Origin of the sequence: Rhodobacter sp. CZR27 (assembly GCF_002407205.1) — a bacterium.
In the GTDB taxonomy this organism is placed as follows: Bacteria; Pseudomonadota; Alphaproteobacteria; order Rhodobacterales; family Rhodobacteraceae; genus Cereibacter_A.
This window is the reverse complement of the sequence record NZ_CP023548.1, coordinates 2,645,721-2,664,189: the sequence shown is the minus strand read 5'-3', so window position 1 is coordinate 2,664,189 and position 18,469 is coordinate 2,645,721. Positions and strand designations below refer to the sequence as shown.

Annotated in this window: 16 protein-coding genes; 10 read left to right on the top strand and 6 right to left on the bottom strand. The window is 69.3% G+C overall.

Annotated features, from left to right (window positions below):
• Positions 1–21 precede the first annotated feature (21 nt).
• Together CK951_RS12990 and CK951_RS12985 are read right to left on the bottom strand one after the other, a co-directional pair.
• The gene (locus CK951_RS12990; protein ID WP_096786549.1) at positions 22–702 is read right to left on the bottom strand and encodes a DnaA ATPase domain-containing protein; all 681 of its coding nucleotides are present in this window, start codon (positions 700–702) and stop codon (positions 22–24) included.
• Positions 699–1,772: an AI-2E family transporter gene (locus CK951_RS12985; RefSeq protein WP_096786548.1), complete on the bottom strand. Its 1,074-nt coding sequence runs from the start codon at positions 1,770–1,772 to the stop codon at positions 699–701. The genes CK951_RS12990 and CK951_RS12985 overlap by 4 nt, the downstream gene beginning before the upstream one ends.
• A gap of 155 nt (positions 1,773–1,927) precedes the next feature.
• On the opposite strand from CK951_RS12985, the gene proS reads away from it, so the two are divergent.
• The 5 genes from proS to CK951_RS12960 all read left to right on the top strand — a co-directional run bounded on the left by proS (position 1,928) and on the right by CK951_RS12960 (position 8,232).
• Complete coding sequence (proS, locus tag CK951_RS12980; protein ID WP_096786547.1) at positions 1,928–3,265, top strand: proline--tRNA ligase; 1,338 nt, start codon at positions 1,928–1,930, stop codon at positions 3,263–3,265.
• 114 nt (positions 3,266–3,379) lie between these two features.
• A complete protein-coding gene (locus tag CK951_RS12975) occupies positions 3,380–4,666 on the top strand; it encodes a lipoprotein-releasing ABC transporter permease subunit (protein ID WP_096786546.1) in 1,287 nt (428 codons plus the stop codon).
• Positions 4,659–5,339: an ABC transporter ATP-binding protein gene (locus CK951_RS12970; RefSeq protein ID WP_096786545.1), complete on the top strand. Its 681-nt coding sequence runs from the start codon at positions 4,659–4,661 to the stop codon at positions 5,337–5,339. Before CK951_RS12975 ends, CK951_RS12970 begins: the two co-directional genes overlap by 8 nt.
• A gap of 28 nt (positions 5,340–5,367) precedes the next feature.
• Positions 5,368–5,793: a c-type cytochrome gene (locus CK951_RS12965; RefSeq protein ID WP_394341547.1), complete on the top strand. Its 426-nt coding sequence runs from the start codon at positions 5,368–5,370 to the stop codon at positions 5,791–5,793.
• A gap of 117 nt (positions 5,794–5,910) precedes the next feature.
• Positions 5,911–8,232 carry a Tex family protein gene (locus tag CK951_RS12960; RefSeq protein WP_096786543.1) on the top strand — a complete coding sequence of 774 codons (2,322 nt, stop codon included), beginning with the start codon at positions 5,911–5,913 and terminating at the stop codon, positions 8,230–8,232.
• 84 nt (positions 8,233–8,316) lie between these two features.
• On the opposite strand, the gene parE is transcribed toward CK951_RS12960, so the two are convergent.
• Together parE and CK951_RS12950 are read right to left on the bottom strand one after the other, a co-directional pair.
• Positions 8,317–10,272, bottom strand: coding sequence for a DNA topoisomerase IV subunit B (gene parE / locus CK951_RS12955; RefSeq protein ID WP_096786542.1), 1,956 nt, complete (start codon positions 10,270–10,272; stop codon positions 8,317–8,319).
• Positions 10,273–10,365: 93 nt separating this feature from the next.
• The gene (locus CK951_RS12950) at positions 10,366–11,025 is read right to left on the bottom strand and encodes a glutathione S-transferase family protein (protein ID WP_096786541.1); all 660 of its coding nucleotides are present in this window, start codon (positions 11,023–11,025) and stop codon (positions 10,366–10,368) included.
• A 147-nt stretch (positions 11,026–11,172) separates the two neighbouring features.
• Here CK951_RS12950 and CK951_RS12945 point away from each other — a divergent pair, with 147 nt between their 5' ends.
• The 4 genes from CK951_RS12945 to CK951_RS12930 all read left to right on the top strand — a co-directional run bounded on the left by CK951_RS12945 (position 11,173) and on the right by CK951_RS12930 (position 16,272).
• Positions 11,173–12,912, top strand: a complete 1,740-nt coding sequence (locus CK951_RS12945; RefSeq protein WP_096786540.1) for a LuxR C-terminal-related transcriptional regulator — start codon at positions 11,173–11,175, stop codon at positions 12,910–12,912.
• A 279-nt stretch (positions 12,913–13,191) separates the two neighbouring features.
• Complete coding sequence (gene ppk2 / locus CK951_RS12940; RefSeq protein WP_096787258.1) at positions 13,192–14,241, top strand: polyphosphate kinase 2; 1,050 nt, start codon at positions 13,192–13,194, stop codon at positions 14,239–14,241.
• Positions 14,242–14,280: 39 nt separating this feature from the next.
• Positions 14,281–14,880, top strand: a complete 600-nt coding sequence (locus tag CK951_RS12935; RefSeq protein ID WP_096786539.1) for a cyclopropane-fatty-acyl-phospholipid synthase family protein — start codon at positions 14,281–14,283, stop codon at positions 14,878–14,880.
• A gap of 36 nt (positions 14,881–14,916) precedes the next feature.
• Positions 14,917–16,272, top strand: a complete 1,356-nt coding sequence (locus CK951_RS12930) for an MATE family efflux transporter (RefSeq protein WP_096786538.1) — start codon at positions 14,917–14,919, stop codon at positions 16,270–16,272.
• Positions 16,273–16,275: 3 nt separating this feature from the next.
• Here CK951_RS12930 and CK951_RS12925 read toward each other — a convergent pair whose 3' ends face one another.
• Both CK951_RS12925 and CK951_RS12920 read right to left on the bottom strand, forming a co-directional pair.
• Positions 16,276–16,680 carry a hypothetical protein gene (locus CK951_RS12925; RefSeq protein WP_096786537.1) on the bottom strand — a complete coding sequence of 135 codons (405 nt, stop codon included), beginning with the start codon at positions 16,678–16,680 and terminating at the stop codon, positions 16,276–16,278.
• 11 nt (positions 16,681–16,691) lie between these two features.
• A complete protein-coding gene (locus CK951_RS12920; RefSeq protein WP_096786536.1) occupies positions 16,692–17,894 on the bottom strand; it encodes a pyridoxal phosphate-dependent aminotransferase in 1,203 nt (400 codons plus the stop codon).
• 181 nt (positions 17,895–18,075) lie between these two features.
• Between CK951_RS12920 and CK951_RS12915 the strand changes: the two genes are divergently transcribed.
• Complete coding sequence (locus CK951_RS12915; protein WP_096786535.1) at positions 18,076–18,345, top strand: succinate dehydrogenase assembly factor 2; 270 nt, start codon at positions 18,076–18,078, stop codon at positions 18,343–18,345.
• Positions 18,346–18,469: the final 124 nt, after the last annotated feature.

Below are 18,469 nucleotides of genomic sequence, written 5' to 3'. Positions count from 1 at the left end.
GCAACGGGTCTGTGACGGGTTTCATTCTGATCCCGCCGTGCCGAGCAGATCCGCCGCCATCTGGCGCGAGATCGGCCGCCGCTCGGCCAGCGAGCGGGCATCGAGCGCCGCGACCAGCGCGCGCGCGGCATCGCAGGACCGGTCCATCCGCGCCACGAGCCAAGGAACCAGCATCGACGGCACCGCGATCTGCCGGTCGCCGAACAGCTTGACCAGCATGGCCGACAGCAGCGCATCGTCCGGCGGCTCCAGCCGCGTCACGGCGGCGGCCTGCATCCGGCTCTTCAGGTCGGGCAGCCTGAGACCCCAGTCGCGCGGCGGAGAGGCCGCGGTGATCAGCAGCACGCCGCCCCGTTCGATCAGCAGGTTGTGCAGGTGGAACAGCGCCTCCTCGGCCTCGGCGTCGCCGGCAATGCCATCGGCATCCTCGACCGCCACCGCGCCGTTCGCCGCAAGGGCGGGCAGGTCCAGCGTCGCCAGCGCCGCGGCCGGGACCAGTTCGGCGCCGGTCTGGGCGGCCCAGACATGGGCGAGATGCGTCTTGCCCGAGCCCCGCGGCCCGACCAGCACCATCTTGCCCCGCGGCCAGCCCCGCCAGGCGTCGAGGCTCGCCAGCGCGAGCGCATTGGCCGGCGAGACGAAGAAATCCTCGCGGCTCAGCGCCGGGCGCACCGGCAGGTCCAAGGCAAGCTGGCCCTTCACTTGTCCTCCTCGGTGATGATGTGCGTCCCGCGGTAGAGCCGCGAATGGGTATACTGCCGGACCCCGAAGCGCGCCAGCACGCCGATGGCGGCCGCGACCGGCACGGCGACCAGCATGCCCACGAAGCCGAAGAGCGAGCCGAAGGCCGACAGCGCGAACAGCAGCCAAAGCGGGTGAAGCCCGACCGAGCCGCCGACGAGGCGCGGGGTGATGACGTTCCCCTCGAGGAACTGGCCCAGCACGAAGATGCCCGCGACCAGCCCGATCGATACCCAGTCGCCCCAGAACTGGAACAGCGCGAGGCCGATGGCGAGCGCGCCGCCGATCAGCGCGCCGACATAGGGGATGAAGGTGATCGCCCCGGCGATGGCGCCGACGACGAGGCCGAACTGCAGCCCCACGGCCATCAGCGCCACGGCATAGAACGTGCCGAGCACGAGGCAGACCGAGATCTGCCCGCGCACGAAGCCCGCCAGCACCTCGTCGATCTCGCGCGCGAGGCGGCGGATCGTCGGCGCATGGTCACGCGGCAGCCAGCCGTCGATCTTTGCCACGATCGGGTCCCAGTCGAGCAGCAGGTAGAAGCTCACCACCGGGACGACCACCATGAAGATCACCGCGTTGATCACGCTGTAGGCCGAGATCAGCACCGTGTTGGCCAGTTCCGCCCCCCGCTGCCTGATCGTGTCGCCGATCGAGATCAGCGTCTGGCGCACGGTGCTCGTCTCGTCCGAGAGCTCGGGGAAATGTTCCAGCAGGAAGGCTTGCAGCTGGCGGAAGATCGTCGGCGCGCTCTCGATCAGCGCGTTCAGCTGGCTGACGAGCGTTGGGATCACCGACAGCACCAGCAGCACCACGATCAGCAGCATCCCGAACGAGATCAGCGTGGTGGCCGCCACCCGGCTCATTCCCGCGCGCTCAAGCCGGTCCGCGATCGGATCGAGAAAATAGGCGATGGCGCCGCCCACGATGAACGGCAGGATCACGTCCCCGAGCAGCCAGAGCACGAGGAGGAAGACAAGAGCCGTCAGACCCCACCACTTGGCCTGATCGGTGATCGGAAGAGCCATGCACCAAACCTCGCTCGCTTTCCGCAGAGATGGCCCAAGCCCCGCGCCCTTGCAAGGGAAAGGGCGGTCCGCGGCACGGGCGGCGCTTGCCTGCCCCCGCAGCCTCGCCTAAACCCCTTGCCGAACACTCAACACCGAGACACACGGGGCCACCCATGCGCCTGAGCCGCTATTTCCTGCCCGTCCTGAAGGAGAACCCCTCCGAGGCGCAGATCGTCAGCCACCGCTACATGCTGCGCGCCGGCATGATCAAGCAGCAGGCGGCGGGGATCTATTCGTGGCTTCCCATGGGCTTCAAGGTCCTGCGCCGGATCGAGCAGATCGTCCACGAGGAGCAGATCCGCGCCGGCCACATCCCGCTTCTGATGCCGACGCTGCAGCCCGCCGACCTCTGGCGCGAGAGCGGGCGCTACGACGACTATGGCGAGGAGATGCTGCGCATCACCGACCGCCACAAGCGCGAGATGCTCTACGGGCCGACGAACGAGGAGATGATCACCGACATCTTCCGCGCCCATGTGAACAGCTACAAGGACCTGCCGCTGACGCTCTACCACATCCAGTGGAAGTTCCGCGACGAGATCCGGCCGCGCTTCGGCGTGATGCGGGGGCGCGAGTTCCTGATGAAGGACGGCTACAACTTCGACCTCGACTTCGACAGCGCGATCCACGCCTACAACCGCCACATGGTGAGCTACCTGCGCACCTACGAGCGGATGGGCCTGCAGGCGATCCCGATGCGCGCGGCCTCCGGCCCGATCGGCGGCGACAACACGCACGAGTTCCTCGTGCTCGCCTCGACCGGCGAGTCCGAGGTGTTCTATGACGCGGCCATCACCGACCTGAAGTTCGGCGACCGCGTGGTGGACTTCGACAGCCGCGAGGAATGCGAAGCCATCGTCAAGGAATGGACGACCCCCTACGCCCGAACCGACGAGACGCATGACGAGGCGATCTTCAACCAGATCCCCGAGGAGCGCCGCCGCACCTCGCGCGGGATCGAGGTCGGCCAGATCTTCTATTTCGGCACCAAGTATTCCGAGCCGATGGGTGCGACCGTGGTAACCGCCGACGGCAGCCGCGTGCCCGTGCACATGGGCTCGCACGGGATCGGCGTGTCGCGGCTGCTGGGCGCGATCATCGAGGCGAGCCACGACGACAAGGGCATCATCTGGCCGGAGGGCGTCACGCCGTTCCGCGTCGGCATCGTGAACCTCAAGCAGGGCGACAGCTCGACCGATCTCGCCTGCGAGGGGCTCTACCGCGATCTGGCGGCCAAGGGTCTCGACCCGCTCTATGACGACCGTGACGAGCGGGCAGGGGCGAAGTTCGCCACGATGGACCTGATCGGCCTGCCGTGGCGGATCACTGTCGGCCCGCGCGGGATCGCGAACGGCAAGGTGGAACTGACCTGCCGCCGCACCGGCGAGAGCGAGGAGATGTCGACCGGCGCCGCCGTGGACCGGATCGCCCAGATCTACGCCGGCATCTGACGCCCGAGGGCGCGCCGGCGCCGCCCTTGAGAGACGAAGTGGCCGGGGGCTGTGCATGGGGCAGCCTCCGGACCGCCGCGGGCGGGTGACGACATGCGAGAGGAAGGGAAGACCATGGCGAGCCGGACCCGGCCCTTTGCCGCCTTCGAATGGATGATCGCCTGGCGCTACCTGCGCGCCCGCCGCGCCGAAGGCGGGGTTTCGGTGATGACCTGGATCAGCCTCGTCGGCATCACGCTGGCGGTCTTCGCCCTGATCGCCACGCTCTCCGTCCGCGCGGGCTTCCGGGCCGAGTTCGTGGATACGATCCTCGGCTCGAACGCCCATGTCACGGTGTATTCCGCCGGCCGCGTCAGCGAGACCGGCCAGCTGATCCGCGGCTTCGAGGATTACGATCCGGTGGCCGAGCGCGTGCGCGCCGTCCCCGGCGTCACCCGCGCCGCGCCAGTGGTGAAGGGGCAGGTGATGGCCACCGCGAACGGTCGTTCGACCGGGGTCGAGGTGTTCGGAATGCGGCGCGAGGATGTGGAGTCGATTCCGCGCATCGGCTCGGCCGCCGATGCCTACGGCGATCTTGCGCGCCTCGACGAGGGCATCGCCATCGGCTCGGGCGTCGCGCAGGAACTGGGCGTCACGGTCGGCGACCGCGTCCGGCTGATCTCACCCGACGGGGTCAAGACCGCCTTCGGCACCTCGCCGCGCGTCTCGGCCTACGAGGTGGTCTATGTCTTTACCGCCGGGCGCTACGACATCGACCGGACGCGGATCTACATGCCACTCGCCGAGGCGCAGAGCTACTTCAACCGCGAAGGCCGCGCCGACGAGATCGAGGTCATGGTGCAGGACCCCGAGACGGTGGACGACCTTGCCCCGGCCCTGATGCAGGCGGGTGGCGAGGGAGCGATGCTCTGGACATGGCGCGAGTCCGCCGGCGCCTTCCTGCGCGCCCTGACCATCGAGGACAACGTGATGTTCGTGATCCTGTCGATCCTCGTGCTGATCGCCTCGATGAACATCGTCTCGGGGCTGATCATGCTGGTGAAGAACAAGGGCCGCGACATCGGCATCCTGCGCACCATGGGGCTGACGGAAGGCTCGATCCTGCGCGTGTTCTTCCTCTGCGGCGCCTCGACCGGGCTGATCGGCACGGCGCTGGGCGTGGCGCTGGGCTGCCTCTTCACGATCTACATCGACCCGATCTTCTCGCTGGTGAACTACGTCTCGGGCGGCGGCGTCTGGGATCCGTCGATCCGCGGCATCTACGCGCTGCCCGCGAAGCTGCAACTGCAGGACGTGCTGTCGGCGGTCGCGCTGTCGCTGGGGCTTTCGTTCGTGGTCACGCTGATCCCCGCCCGCCGGGCCGCGCGGATGAACCCGGTCGAGGCCCTGCGCTATGAGTGACATGCTGAAGCTTCAGGCGATCACCAAGGCCTACAACCGCGGCAAGCCGGGCGAGGTGACCGTGCTGCGCGGCGCAACGCTCTCCATCGGCACCGGCGAGGTCGTGGCGCTGGTGGCGCCGTCGGGGGCCGGCAAGTCCACGCTTCTCCACATCGCGGGCCTGCTCGACACGCCGGACGAGGGCGTGGTCGAGATCGGCGGCATCGCGATGGGCGGCCTCGGCGACCGCGCGCGCACCGAGACGCGGCGGCGCGAGGTGGGCTTCATCTACCAGTTCCACCACCTGCTGCCCGAGTTCACCGCGCTCGAGAACGTCGTGCTGCCGCAGCTGGCCGACGGCATATCCCGGCGAGAGGCCGAGGCGCGGGCGCGGACGCTCCTCGACCGCGTGGGCGTTGCACCGCGCGCGGACCATCGACCGGCGGCGCTGTCGGGTGGAGAGCAGCAGCGCGTGGCCTTCTGCCGGGCGCTTGCGAACCAGCCGCGGCTTCTTCTGGCGGACGAGCCGACCGGCAACCTCGATCCCGGCACCTCGGACCAGGTGTTCGGCGTCCTGATGGATCTGGTGCGCTCCACCGGCCTCTCGGCGCTGATCGCCACGCACAACCTCGACCTCGCGGCGCGGATGGACCGGGTGGTGCGGCTGGACGCCGGTCGCGTCGTCGGGGGCTGATCTGCGTCAAGGCACGGGCAACTTCCGGATGTTGATCTGGAACAAAAGGAAGGATGCTCCCATGAAACTTGCGCCCGTTCTTGTCCTCGCCGCCCTCTCCCTCGCCGCCTGCACGCAGCAGCCGGAGATCCCCACCGGCCGCGCCGATTTCACCGCCCTTTGTGCCGGGTGTCACGGCGAAGGCGGCAAGGGCGACGGCGAAATGGCTGCCCTGCTCGACAAGAAGCCGGCCAACCTGACCACGCTGTCGAAGCGCAACGGCGGCGCCTTCCCCGGCACCCGCGTCATGGCGCAGATCTGGGGCTATGCGAAGCCTGGGGGCCGGGTAATGCCCGAGTTCGGGCCGCTTCTGGACAGCGAGGTCGTGCCATACGACGGTGGCGACGGCATCCTGACGCCGACGCCGATCCGGCTCGTGCAGCTCGAGCAGTATCTGCGCACCATTCAGGAATAGGCGCGCTTCCGTTCCGCGCGGCGTCGACGGCGGCAGTCCCCATCGCGACCGTCTCCCTTCCGTTCCACGCGCAGGCGCGGTAGGGTCCGGCTCCCGTTTGACGAGAGCCTGATCCTCATGAGCACCGACGCCATCCGCCGCATTCCCTCGCTGATCGCCTCCGAGATCGGGGCACGCCCCGATCAGGTCTCTGCCGCCATCGAGCTTCTCGACGGCGGTGCGACCGTGCCGTTCGTGGCCCGCTACCGGAAGGAAGTGACGGGGGGCCTCGACGACACGCAGCTGCGCACGCTGGACGAGCGGCTGGCCTATCTGCGCGAACTCGAGGCGCGGCGCGAGACGATCCTCGGCTCGATCCGGGATCAGGGGAAGCTGACGCCGGAGCTGGAAGTGCAGGTCGTGAAGGCGGTGACCAAGGCCGAGCTGGAGGACATCTACCTCCCCTACAAGCCGAAGCGCCGGACCAAGGCCATGATCGCACGCGAGAACGGCCTCGGGCCGCTGGCCGAGGCGATCCTCGCCAACCGGACGGCGGTGCCGGCCGAGCTTGCGAAGGCCTATGTGACGGAAGCCGTGCCGGACGTGAAGGCGGCGCTCGAGGGCGCACGCGACATCGTGGCCGAGGGGCTTTCGGAGAATGCCGACCTGCTGGGGCGGCTCCGCGCCCACATGAAGCAGGTGGGCCGCGTCTCGGCGAAGGTCGTCGAGGGCAAGGAGGTCGAGGGCGCCAAGTTCTCGGACTATTTCGCCCATTCCGAGGCCTGGGCCACGGCGGCAGGCCACCGGGTGCTGGCGATGCTGCGGGGGCGGAACGAGGGCGTGCTGACGCTCGACCTGGACGTGGATGCAGACGCGGCGCGGGGCGAGAGCCCGGCCGAGCGCATGGCCGGCCTGGCGCTTCAGGCGGCGGGGAAGGGGCCGGGAGACCATTGGCTGCGCGAGGCGGCCTCCTGGGCGTGGCGCGTCAAGCTCAGGACCTCGCTCACGCTGGACCTGATGGCAGAGCTTCGCGAGCGCGCCGAGGCCGAGGCCATCGGGGTCTTCGCGCGGAACCTCAAGGACCTGCTGCTGGCGGCGCCTGCGGGCGGCAAGGTCACGATGGGGATCGATCCGGGCATCCGCACCGGCTGCAAGGTGGCGGTCGTGGATGCGACGGGCAAGCTGCTCGCCACCTCGACGATCTATCCGTTCCAGCCGAAGAACGACCTGCGCGGTTCGCAGATCGAGCTTCTCCGGCTCATCCGCGCGCATGGCGTGACGCTCATCGCCATCGGCAACGGCACGGCGAGCCGCGAGACCGAGAAGATGGTGGCCGACCTGCTGGCCGCGCTGCCCGGCGATGCGCCGAAGCCCGTGAAGGTGATCGTCAGCGAAGCCGGCGCCTCGGTCTATTCCGCGAGCGCGCTGGCGGCCGCGGAGTTTCCCGATCTCGACGTGAGCCTGCGCGGAGCGGTCTCGATCGCCCGCCGCCTTCAGGACCCGCTGGCCGAATTGGTGAAGATCGAGCCGAAGTCGATCGGCGTCGGCCAGTACCAGCATGACGTGGACCAGCATCGCCTCGGCCGGTCGCTGGAGGCGGTGGTCGAGGATGCGGTGAACGCGGTGGGTGTGGACCTCAACACCGCCTCGGCGCCGCTTCTGGCCCGCGTCTCGGGCGTCGGGCCGACGCTGGCCGAGGCCATCGTCCAGCACCGCAACGCGAACGGCCCCTTCGCCAGGCGCCGCGACCTGCTGAAGGTGGCCCGCCTCGGGCCGCGCGCCTTCGAGCAGGCGGCGGGCTTCCTGCGCATCCCGAACGGGGCCGAGCCGCTCGATGCCTCGGCGGTCCACCCGGAAGCCTATGACGTGGCGCGGAAGATCGTGGCCGCCTGCGGGCGCGACCTGCGCACGCTGATGGCCGAACCGCAGCGGCTGCGGTCGCTTGACCCCTCGGACTACACCGACGAGCGGTTCGGCCTGCCGACCGTCCGCGACATTCTTGCCGAACTCGAGAAGCCCGGCCGCGACCCGCGCCCGACCTTCAAGACCGCCACCTTCACCGAGGGCGTGGAGGAGATCTCGGACCTCAAGGTGGGGATGCTGCTGGAAGGGACGGTGACCAACGTCGCGGCCTTCGGCGCCTTCGTCGATATCGGCGTTCACCAGGACGGGCTGGTGCATGTGAGCCAGCTGGCCGACCGCTTCGTGAAGGACCCGCACGAGGTGGTGAAGGCGGGCGACGTGGTGAAGGTGCGCGTGGTCGAGGTGGACGTGCCGAGGAAGCGCATCGGCTTGACCATGCGCAAGGACAGCGCCGACGCGCGCGCCCAAGCCACGGAACGCCGGTCGGCCGAGCCTCCGCGGAAGGGCACCAAGCCGCTGCCCCGGCAGGCCGCTCCGCGCGAAAGCGGCGCGAGCAATCCCTTCGCGGATGCGCTGAAAGGCCTGCGCCGCGACTGAGGCACCGGCCGCCGGGGGCAGGCGCCCCCGGATGGCAGAGGGTCCGGGCGCTGAACGAGGCGCCGGCCCCGCGAGCGCGGCGGCTCAGACGTCCAGCTCTTCCACGAAGCGCGCGTTTTCCTGGATGTACTGGAAGCGCAGTTCCGGCTTCTTGCCCATCAGGCGTTCCACGAGGTCTCCGGTCTCGCCCGGTTCGTCCTCGTCGATCGAGACGCGGATCAGCTTCCGCGTCGCCGGGTTCATCGTCGTGTCCTTCAGGTCCTTGGCGTCCATCTCGCCCAGCCCCTTGAAGCGCTGCACGTCTATCTTGCCCTTGCCGCCGAGGCCCTTCGCCAGCCAGATCTCCTTTTCCACGTCGTCGGCCACGTAGAGCCGCTTGGCCCCCTGGGTCAGGCGGTAGAGCGGCGGGCAGGCGAGGTAGAGGTGTCCGCGGTCAATCAGCGGCCGCATCTGGGTGAAGAAGAAGGTCATCAGCAGCGAGGCGATGTGGGCGCCGTCCACGTCGGCATCGGTCATGATGATGACCTTGTCATAGCGCAGATCGTCGATCCGGAACTTCGTGCCCATCCCGGTGCCGAGCGCCTGGCAGAGGTCGTTGATCTCGGCATTCGCGCCCATCTTGCCCGAGGCCGCGCCCAGCACGTTCAGGATCTTGCCGCGCAGCGGCAGCAGCGCCTGGGTGGCGCGGTCCCGCGCCATCTTGGCCGAACCGCCCGCCGAGTCGCCCTCGACGATGAAAAGCTCGGTGCCTTCGCGGGCGGTGGCGGAACAGTCCACCAGCTTGCCGGGCAGGCGTAGCTTCTTGGTCGCGCTCTTGCGCTGGGTTTCCTTCTCTTGCCGGCGACGGATGCGCTCTTCGGCGCGCAGCACGAGGAAGTCGAGAATGGCGCCGGCCGACTTGGTGTTCGCCGCCAGCCAGTTGTCGAAGTGGTCGCGGACGGCGTTCTCGACCAGTTTCGCGGCTTCCTCGGTGGCGAGGCGGTCCTTGGTCTGGCCCACGAACTGCGGCTCGCGGATGAAGACCGAGATCAGCGCCGAGCCGCCGGCGAGCATGTCGTCGCGGGTTATGGCCTCCGCCTTGCGGTTCTTCACCAGCTCGCCATAGGCACGGATGCCCTTCAGGATCGCCGACCAGAAGCCGCTTTCATGCGTGCCGCCCTCGGGCGTAGGGACGGTGTTGCAATAGGACTGGATGAAGCCGTCGCGCGCGGGCGTCCAGTTGATCGCCCATTCGACCGAGCCGGGAACCCCGAACTTCTCCTGGAACGAGACCTTTCCGGCAAAGGGCTTCTCGGCATAGGTCGTGGCGCCCGAGAGCTGTTCGGCCAGATAGTCCGCAAGGCCGCCGGGGAAGTGGAACACCGCTTCATGCGGCGTGTCCCCGTCGGGGATCGCCGATTTCCAGCGGATCTCGACGCCTGAAAACAGATAGGCCTTGGAGCGCGCCATCTTCATCAGCCGGTGCGGCTTGAACTGCAGGTGGCCGAAGATCTCGGGGTCGGGGTGGAAGGTGACCGTGGTGCCGCGCCGGTTCGGGGCGGGACCGACCATCTTCACAGGACCCTGCGCCACGCCGCGCGCGAAGCTCTGCACCCAAAGCTCGCGGTTGCGTGCCACCTCGACCCGCATCGTGTCCGACAGCGCGTTCACCACCGACGCGCCGACGCCGTGGAGGCCCCCCGAGGTCTGGTAGGCCTTGCCCGAGAACTTGCCGCCCGCGTGCAGCGTGCAGAGGATCACTTCCAGCGCCGACTTGCCCGGGAACTTCGGATGCGGATCGACCGGGATGCCGCGGCCGTTGTCGCGGATCGTCACGGAATGGTCGAGGTGCAGCTCGACCTCGATCCGGGTGGCGTGGCCCGCCACCGCCTCGTCCATCGAGTTGTCCAGCACCTCGGCGACGAGATGGTGCAGCGCGCGCTCGTCGGTGCCGCCGATATACATGCCGGGGCGCTTGCGGACCGGCTCCAGCCCTTCGAGCACCTCGATCGAGGAAGCGTCATAGGTTTCCGGCTGGCCGGAGAGGAGGTCATTGGCCATGGCTGCTCGATTCTTGTCTGGGCGTTTGACGCAGCAGTAGATCATCCCCCGGTGGGGATGCGCAAGATCTTGAGGGCGTCGGGGTCGATGGGATTATTCCGGCTCGGCCAGACGGTGCTGCATCATCTCGCGGAAGGCCGGGCGCGACTGGCAGCGGCCAAGCCAGTCCGCCAGCGCCGGCCGCGCCTCGAGGAGCGGCGCATGGCCCTGGGCATAGCGCACGACCTCGGCCGTGTTGAGATCGGCCACCGTGAAGCGGCTGCCCACCAGCCAGTCCTGCGTCGCGAGGTGACGCTCCAGCCGGTCGAACGGGCGCCGGAGCCGTTCCGCAGCGATCGAGATGGCCGCCTGCCCTTCTGCCGAAGCCTCGCCGCCGGCGCGCTGGATCAACTGGATCTCCAGCGCGGGGGGCTCGATCGAGGTGGCCGCGAACAGCGCCCAGTTCACCATCTGCGCATCCTCGGCCTCGCTTGCCGGCCCGATCCCGCCGCCGTGCTGGCGCGCGATGTGAAGCGTGATGGCCAGCGACTCGGTCAGGATCAGCCCGTCGTCCTCCATGCAGGGGATCTGGCCGAGCGGGTTGACCTCGAGATAGGCGGGAGAGGCGGTGTTCAGCGGCGCATCGGCGGCGTCGGAGCGTTCCAGACGGCTGGCCTGGATGACGGGGACGTGGTCGAACGTCAGGCCGAGTTCGGCCAGCAGCCAGAGCGGCCGCGAGGCCCGCGAGCGATAGACGCCATAGATCTTGAGCATGGGCTTCTCCTTCGGAAGCGAAGGTATCCCCTCGGCCCGGCCGGGAAAAGGCCACTGCGGCGCAGCGTCCCGCATCTTAGCAATCGGTTGGCTCGGTGACGCATTCATGTCACGAAAGGTCGGAATTCGAATCCGGCGGATCAGGGCATGTTCGAGCAGGCGGAGGACCACAGCCTCGCGGACGAGGCAAGCGACGCCCTGACGTCGCTGGTTCACCTGCTCTATGCGGTGGCGCTCGACCCGGGGCGGCTCGGCGATTTCGTGGCGGCATGGGAGGCGGTGCTGGCCGTGCTGCCTCCGGCCGCGCTGCCCCTGCGCCATCCGGACTTCGAGCGCCATCTGAGGCGCGCCCGCCGGTTCCTCGACCGGCTGCCTGCGGCCGCCGCGCCACCGTCCACCTCGCCCGAACTCTGCGGCGTGCTGCGCGTGCCGGCCTTCCTCAGCGACGGGATCATGCGGATCTCGGCCTGCAACCGCGCGGCCGGATCGGCCTTCGGCATCGCGCCCGGCGCCCCGCTGGCGGCGCTGCCCTTCGAGGCGGCGGATGTGGTGACGCTGTCCTCGACGATCCGGATGGTGGCGCGGCGGGCGCAGCGGCCCACGAACCTGCGGCTCCGCTCCAGCATCACCGGGGCGCCGGTCATCCTGCGGGTCTGCCCGATCGACCGCCACGACGCGCGGCCGCAGGCCATGGTGATCTCGACCGATCCGGTCTGGCCCGAGGACTTCGGCGCGCTGCTGCAGGAGACGTTCGGCCTGACGCCGGCCGAGGTCGAGATCGTCCGCGGCCTGACGCTGGGCCTGCCGATCCGGGACATCGCGGAACTGCGGGGCCGGGCGGTGGACACCGTGCGCACGCAGATGCGCTCGATCCAGTCGAAGACCGAGACGCATTCCCAGCCCGAGCTTCTGCGGCTGGTGCTGGGGCTGATGGACATCGCGCTGCACGAGGGCGCGCGCGCGACCGCGGGATCGCCGGCAGGCGGCGCGCTCGACCCGCTGCCGATGCGCAGCCTCGTCCTGCCGGACGGCCGGCGCATGGAATGGACCGAGTTCGGCGACCCGGCCGGTGCGCCGATCCTGCACCTGCACGGCGACTACGGTCTGGCGCGCTGGCTGCCCGCGGCCGAGCGGGCCGCCCGCCTGCGCGGACTGCGCGTCGTCGTGCCGGTCCGCGCCGGCTATGGCCGCAGTCACCCGCTGCCCGAGGCCTCGGACCTGACGCAGGGGACCGCGCTGGATCTGGTCGCGCTGGTCGACCAGCTGGGTATCAGCCGCTGCGCCGTGCTGGCGCTTGGCGCCGACCTCCGGTTCGCCCTGACCCTGTCGGGGCTGCGACCGCGGCTTGTCTCGGGCATCCTCGGCTGCGCGCTCGACCTGCCGCCGACCGGGGCGGAGTGCGACGCGTCGCGCGACCGCTGGTCGCGTCTTCTGGCCGCCACCGGCCGCGCCTCGCCCGAGGCGCTGGGCTTCCTCGTGCAGGCGGCCGCCGTGCAGGCCCGGCTGCGGGGCAAGGAGAGCGCCCTTCGGTTGATGTTCGGCGCGTCGCCGGCCGATGCCGCGGCACTTCGCGGGGCGGAGCTGCGCGCCACGCTGATCGCGGGAACCGACATCTGCATCGGCCCCGGCGGCTCGGCGCACGAGGCCTTCACGCGCAGCCGCCTCGATGCGGGGCAGGGGTGGGCCGGGCTGCTGCGGCAGGCGCGGGTGCCGGTCCGGCTGCTGCACGGCGAGGAGGACCCCGTCGCGCCGCCGCAGGCCGTCGCCCGGTTCGCCGCGCCCTTCCCGGCGGTCCGGCCCGGGACGCTGCCCGGCGCGGGCCGGCTTCTCGTCCTTTCCGACTGGCAGGAAGTGCTGGATCGGTTGATCCCGCTTTCGGCGCGGTGAATCAGGTTTTGCGGGCTGTCTGCCTTCAGCCGGTGAATTAAGTTTACCGGGCTGTTTACCCCAGATTGGGTATGCGCAATCAGGGGGCGGGCGGTATGTCACAAGCTTGCAAGACTTTGAGAAAAGCTGCTTTCTACCGGCAAGATTGATGCCCTTCCGAGGGTGGCGTGCGCGCCACCCTCCATTCGGCGCATCCGGCGCCGGATCACAATGATGCGGATCATGGTGCGCAACGGATCCGGTTTCCTACCTTGGTCAGGCAGAGACAGGAGGATGCAGATGCCCGATGACATGCCCGTTGCCGCACCGTCTCCGACGACGGCTGCGGCGGTGCCGGACGAGCCGAAGGCGCGGATCGCAGAGGCCGGGCCAGCCCCCCTCGGCCCGGAGGCCGGGCCGGAGCCGCAGGGCGAGGCCGCCGGGGCGACCCCGCTCGAGCCGCTGCATGGCCCCCGCCACTTCCCCGCCGTGGACGGGGACTCGATCCGTCAGGCCTTCGAGGGCGGACACTATCCCTATGCCCGCCGGATGGGGCGCGCGGGCTACGAGGCCGAGAAGGCGAAGCTGCAGGCCGAACTCCTCAAGGTGCAGATCTGGGCGCAGGACACCGGGCAGAAGTTCGTCATCCTGATGGAAGGCCGCGACGCCGCCGGCAAGGGCGGCACGATCAAGCGGTTCATGGAGCATCTGAACCCCCGCTATGCCCGCGTCGTCGCGCTGACCAAGCCCGGCGAGCGCGAGAAGGGCCAGTGGTTCTTCCAGCGCTACATCGAGCACCTGCCGACCTCGGGCGAGATCGTGTTCTTCGACCGCAGCTGGTACAACCGCGCGGGCGTCGAGCGGGTGATGGGCTTCTGCACCCCCTCGGAATATCTCGAGTTCATGCGGCAGGCGCCGGAACTCGAACGGATGCTGGTCCGGTCGGGGATCCGGCTTTACAAATACTGGTTCTCGGTCACCCGGGATGAGCAGCGCACCCGCTTCCTTGCGCGTGAGACTGACCCGCTGAAGCGCTGGAAGCTGTCGCCGATCGACAAGGCGAGCCTCGACAAGTGGGAAGACTACACCGAGGCGAAGGAGGCGATGTTCTTCTACACCGACACCGCCGACGCGCCGTGGACCATCGTCAAGTCGAACGACAAGAAGCGCGCGCGGCTGAACTGCATGCGCCATTTCCTGTCGACCATCGACTATCCCGGAAAGGATCCGGAGGTGGTGGGGCAGCCCGATCCGCTGATCGTCGGCCGCGCCTCGCAGGTGATCGGGACGGCGCAGAACATCCTCGGCACCGCGACCCCGCCGGAGCTGCGCAAGCCGCGCCGGCCCTGACTTCTTGCCTTTCGCGCCTTGCGGCCCCAGATCGTCGGCATGTGGGACGAACGCTACAGTGCGCCGGGCTACCTGTTCGGCAAGGAGCCGGCCACCTTCGTGCGTCGCGTGGCAGGGATGCTGCCGGCGCGGGCGCGGATCCTGTGCATTGGCGACGGCGAGGGGCGGAATTCGGTCCACCTTGCCGGCCTCGGCCACCGGGTCGCGGCGATGGATGCCTCGGCCGTGGCGCTGGAGAAGGCCCGGCGACTGGCGCGGGAAAAGGGCGTCGAGGTGGACCTGCACCACGCCGACATCGAAGGCTGGGACTGGAGCCGCCGCTTCGACGCGGTGCTGGGCATCTTCATCCAGTTCGCCCCGCCGCCATTGCGGGCACGCATCCATGCCGGCATCGCCGAGGCGGTGGAGCCGGGCGGGCTGGTGATGCTGCACGGCTATGCGCCGCGGCAGGTGGGCTATGGCACCGGAGGGCCGCCTTCGGCCGCGAACATGTATGACCTCGCCGGCCTCAGGGCCGACTTCCCCGGCTGGGAGGTGCTGGTCGAGGCCGATCGTGACGAGGAAATCGCCGAGGGCAGCGCCCATCGCGGGATTTCGGCGCTGGTCGATTTCGTGGCACGCAAGCCGGTCTCCGCCTGATTGCGCGGCGCCTGAAGCCGCGCTACTGCTGCCGGCATGATCCGCATCACGACCTTTCAGGACCACGCGAGAGCGATTCTCGCGCTGGGTCTTCCGCTCGTCGGCAGCCATCTCGCGCAGATGTCGCTTCATGTCACCGACACGGTGATGCTGGGCTGGTATGGCGTGACCGAACTGGCGGCCGTCGTTCTTGGCGCGTCTATGTTCTTCGTCACCTTCATCCTCGGCTCCGGCTTCGCGCAGGCGGTGATGCCGATGGTGGCCGAGGCGCTGGGTCGGGGCGACGAAGCGCAGGTGCGCCGCGACGCGCGCATGGGGCTGTGGCTGTCCATCGCCTTCGGCGCGCTGGTCTATCCGCTGTTCTGGTGGTCGGGGCCGGTGCTGCTGGCGCTGCGGCAGCAGCCCGAGGTGGCGGCGCTGGCGCAGGACTATCTGCGCATCACGGGGCTGGGGATGATCCCCGCGCTGCTGATCATGGTGCTGAAAAGCTACCTGTCCGCGCTGGAGCGGACGCAGATCGTCCTCTGGGCAACGCTGGCGGCGGTGGCCGTCAACGCGGGTCTGAACTGGGTGCTGATCTTCGGCAAGCTCGGTGCACCGGAACTGGGCATCGAGGGCGCCGCCATCGCCTCGGTCGGCGCGCAGGTCATGTCGCTGCTGGTGATCGGCCTTTACGCGGCGCTGCACCGGCCGCTCCGCCGGTTCCGGCTGTTCCAGCGCTTCTGGCGGCCGGACTGGCACGCGATGGGGCAGGTCTTCGCGCTGGGCTGGCCGATCGGCTTCACGGGGCTGGCCGAGGGCAGCATCTTTCAGGCCGCGGCGCTGATGATGGGCTGGCTCGGCACCGTGCCTCTGGCCGCGCATGGCATCGCGCTGGAGGTGACCGCGCTGGCCTTCATGGTGCATGTCGGCATCTCGAACGCCGCGACCATCCGCACCGGGCGGGCCGACGGGGCGGGCGACATCCCGGGCCTGCGCGACGGGGCGAAGGTGGCGATCGTCCTGTCGCTGGGCTTCGGTGTGCTGATGGTGGCGCTGTTCCTGCTGGCGCCGGGACCCATCATCGCGCTGTTCCTCGACCGGGCGAACCCAGAGTTCGACGAGATCGTGGCCTTCGGCAGCGTGCTGCTGGCGCTGGCGGCACTGTTCCAGTTCGCGGATGCGATGCAGGTCATCGCGCTCGGCCTGCTCCGTGGCCTGCGCGACACCCGCGTTCCGATGTGGCTGGCCACCTTCAGCTACTGGCTGGTCGGCATCCCGGCGAGCTATGCGCTCGCCTTCCCGCTGGGCCTCGGCGGGCCGGGGCTGTGGCTGGGTCTCGTGATCGGGTTGACGCTCGCCGCGACGCTGCTGATGGCGCGGTTCTGGCTGCGCGCGCCGCGGCTGGCCTGAGTCTCAGCCGCCGGACTTCGTCAGCCGGTCGGCCTTGCGGCGCACCAGGACGGCGCGCAGGTCGTGCATCGCCAGAAGCAGCGCATCCGTCACCGCGTCCAGCTGCGCATCCGCCGCCTTCGACTGCGCCCACTGCGTCGTGAGGTTCAGGTGATCCACCGTGCGCAGGATGTCGTCCACCTCGCGCCGGGCCAGAAGCTCGGCCCGGGCCTTCATCCAGCGGCCGATCTCCGCCCGGTCCGCCTCGGTCAGCGCTCGCTGCCCGTGCGGGCGGACCTCGCCGTTGCGCAGGTTCAGCGTGGCGATCTGCTCCATCTCGATCCGCTGCTGGCGGTTCGCGGTGTCCAGGCGGAACACCAGCGCGCCGTTCTCGCGGATGCGGAAGTAGTAGTCGGGCAGATCGGCCACCGGGGCGCGCCTCAGCTCAGCCCGGCGCAGAACGCCTGGATCCGGCCGCAGGCCTCGCGCAGCACCTCGTCCGAGGTGGCGTAGCTGACGCGGAAGTTGGGCGACAGGCCGAAGGCCGCGCCGAACACCACGGCCACGCCCGCTTCCTCGAGCAGGGCCGAGGCGAAGGCTTCGTCATCCGTGATCTTCGCACCGCCGGCCGAGGTCTTGCCGATGCAGCCCGAGATGTCGGGATAGACGTAGAACGCACCCTCCGGGTTCGGGCAGGTCACGCCCTTCGCCTCGTTCAGCATCGACACCACCAGATCGCGCCGGCGCTGGAACGCCTCGCGGTTGGTCGCAAGGAAGTCCTGCGTGCCCGCCAGCGCCTCGAGTGCCGCATATTGCGCGATCGAGCACGGGTTCGAGGTCGACTGCGACTGGATCGTGCCCATCGCCTTGATCAGCTCCACCGGCCCCGCGGCATAGCCGATGCGCCAGCCGGTCATGCAATAGGCCTTGGACACGCCGTTGCAGGTCAGCGTCCGGTCATAAAGGCCGGGTTCGATCTGCGCCGGGGTGGTGAACTCGAAGTCGTCGAACACCAGATGCTCGTACATGTCATCGGACATGATCCAGACATGCGGATGGCGCATCAGCACCTCGCAGAGCGCCTTCAGTTCGTCGCGGGTATAGGCCGCGCCGGTCGGGTTCGACGGCGAGTTGAAGATGAACCACTTGGTCCGGGGCGTGATCGCCGCTTCGAGCTGCTCGGGCGTCAGCTTGAAGCCGGTCTCCATCCCCGCCGCGACCGCGACCGGCGTGCCGCCTGCCAGCAGCACCATGTCCGGATAGCTCACCCAGTAGGGCGCGGGGATCAGCACCTCGTCGCCGGGATTCAGCGTCGCCATCAGCGCGTTGTAGAGGATCTGCTTCCCACCGGTGCCGACCGTCACCTGCGCCGGCGTGTAGGTCAGCCCGTTCTCGCGCGCGAACTTCTCGCAGATCGCGCGCTTGAGTTCCGGGATCCCGTCCACGGCGGTGTATTTCGTCTTGCCGGCATCGATGGCGCGCTTGGCCGCTTCCTTGATGTTCACCGGCGTGTCGAAGTCGGGCTCTCCCGCGCCGAGGCCGATCACGTCGCGTCCGGCCGCGGCCAGTTCCCGCGCCTTGTTGGTCACCGCGATGGTCTGCGAGGGTTTGACGCGGGCAAGCGTGTCGGAAAGGAAGGCCATGCGGGAGAACTCCGGGGAAAGCGGCCGCGAGGCGGGCCGGTTTGTAACTTTCGGCCACATGTCTTAGGTTGCCCCCCGACAGCGATCAAGCGGTATCGCAGGCGGTTCGGGGAACGCATGCCCCTCGCCTCACCGCAGACGGACAGGAATGGACGCGCGCCCGGCCGCGCAAGGAGGCGGAATGATCGAGACGGCAGAGGCCCGGCTGAAGCGCATGTCGATGCGCTCGTGGCGGCGCGGCACGAAGGAGATGGACCTGATCCTGGGGCCGTGGTCGGACGCCCATCTCGCCAGCCTCGACGAGGCCCGGCTGGCGCTTTACGATTCGCTCCTGAACGAGAACGACCAGGACCTGCTGCCCTGGATCCTCGGCCAGCGCGAGGCACCGGCGCGGCTGGCGGAGCTGATCGCCGAGATCGGCCTGTTCGCGCGCGGCCGGCTGGCCCGCTGAGGACAGCGCCGGACGGCCGTCCCCGGCCGGTTGGCTCGCTGAGGCCGCACCCGGCGGAAAATCGCGCCAGTTTACGTTATGTTTGCGCTTTGTGCCGATTCTGTCTCCGCGGTTTCAAGGTGGA

Coding starts and splice junctions, on each gene's coding strand:
- CK951_RS12985 (WP_096786548.1), bottom strand. CDS start 1,772: ATGGCTCTTCCGATCACCGATCAGGCCAAGTGGTGGGGTCTGACGGCT.
- ppk2 (WP_096787258.1), top strand. CDS start 13,192: ATGCCCGATGACATGCCCGTTGCCGCACCGTCTCCGACGACGGCTGCG.
- CK951_RS12950 (WP_096786541.1), bottom strand. CDS start 11,025: ATGCTCAAGATCTATGGCGTCTATCGCTCGCGGGCCTCGCGGCCGCTC.
- CK951_RS12945 (WP_096786540.1), top strand. CDS start 11,173: ATGTTCGAGCAGGCGGAGGACCACAGCCTCGCGGACGAGGCAAGCGAC.
- CK951_RS12960 (WP_096786543.1), top strand. CDS start 5,911: ATGAGCACCGACGCCATCCGCCGCATTCCCTCGCTGATCGCCTCCGAG.
- CK951_RS12920 (WP_096786536.1), bottom strand. CDS start 17,894: ATGGCCTTCCTTTCCGACACGCTTGCCCGCGTCAAACCCTCGCAGACC.
- CK951_RS12935 (WP_096786539.1), top strand. CDS start 14,281: ATGTGGGACGAACGCTACAGTGCGCCGGGCTACCTGTTCGGCAAGGAG.
- CK951_RS12975 (WP_096786546.1), top strand. CDS start 3,380: ATGGCGAGCCGGACCCGGCCCTTTGCCGCCTTCGAATGGATGATCGCC.
- proS (WP_096786547.1), top strand. CDS start 1,928: ATGCGCCTGAGCCGCTATTTCCTGCCCGTCCTGAAGGAGAACCCCTCC.
- CK951_RS12965 (WP_394341547.1), top strand. CDS start 5,368: ATGTTGATCTGGAACAAAAGGAAGGATGCTCCCATGAAACTTGCGCCC.
- parE (WP_096786542.1), bottom strand. CDS start 10,272: ATGGCCAATGACCTCCTCTCCGGCCAGCCGGAAACCTATGACGCTTCC.
- CK951_RS12930 (WP_096786538.1), top strand. CDS start 14,917: ATGATCCGCATCACGACCTTTCAGGACCACGCGAGAGCGATTCTCGCG.
- CK951_RS12915 (WP_096786535.1), top strand. CDS start 18,076: ATGATCGAGACGGCAGAGGCCCGGCTGAAGCGCATGTCGATGCGCTCG.
- CK951_RS12970 (WP_096786545.1), top strand. CDS start 4,659: ATGAGTGACATGCTGAAGCTTCAGGCGATCACCAAGGCCTACAACCGC.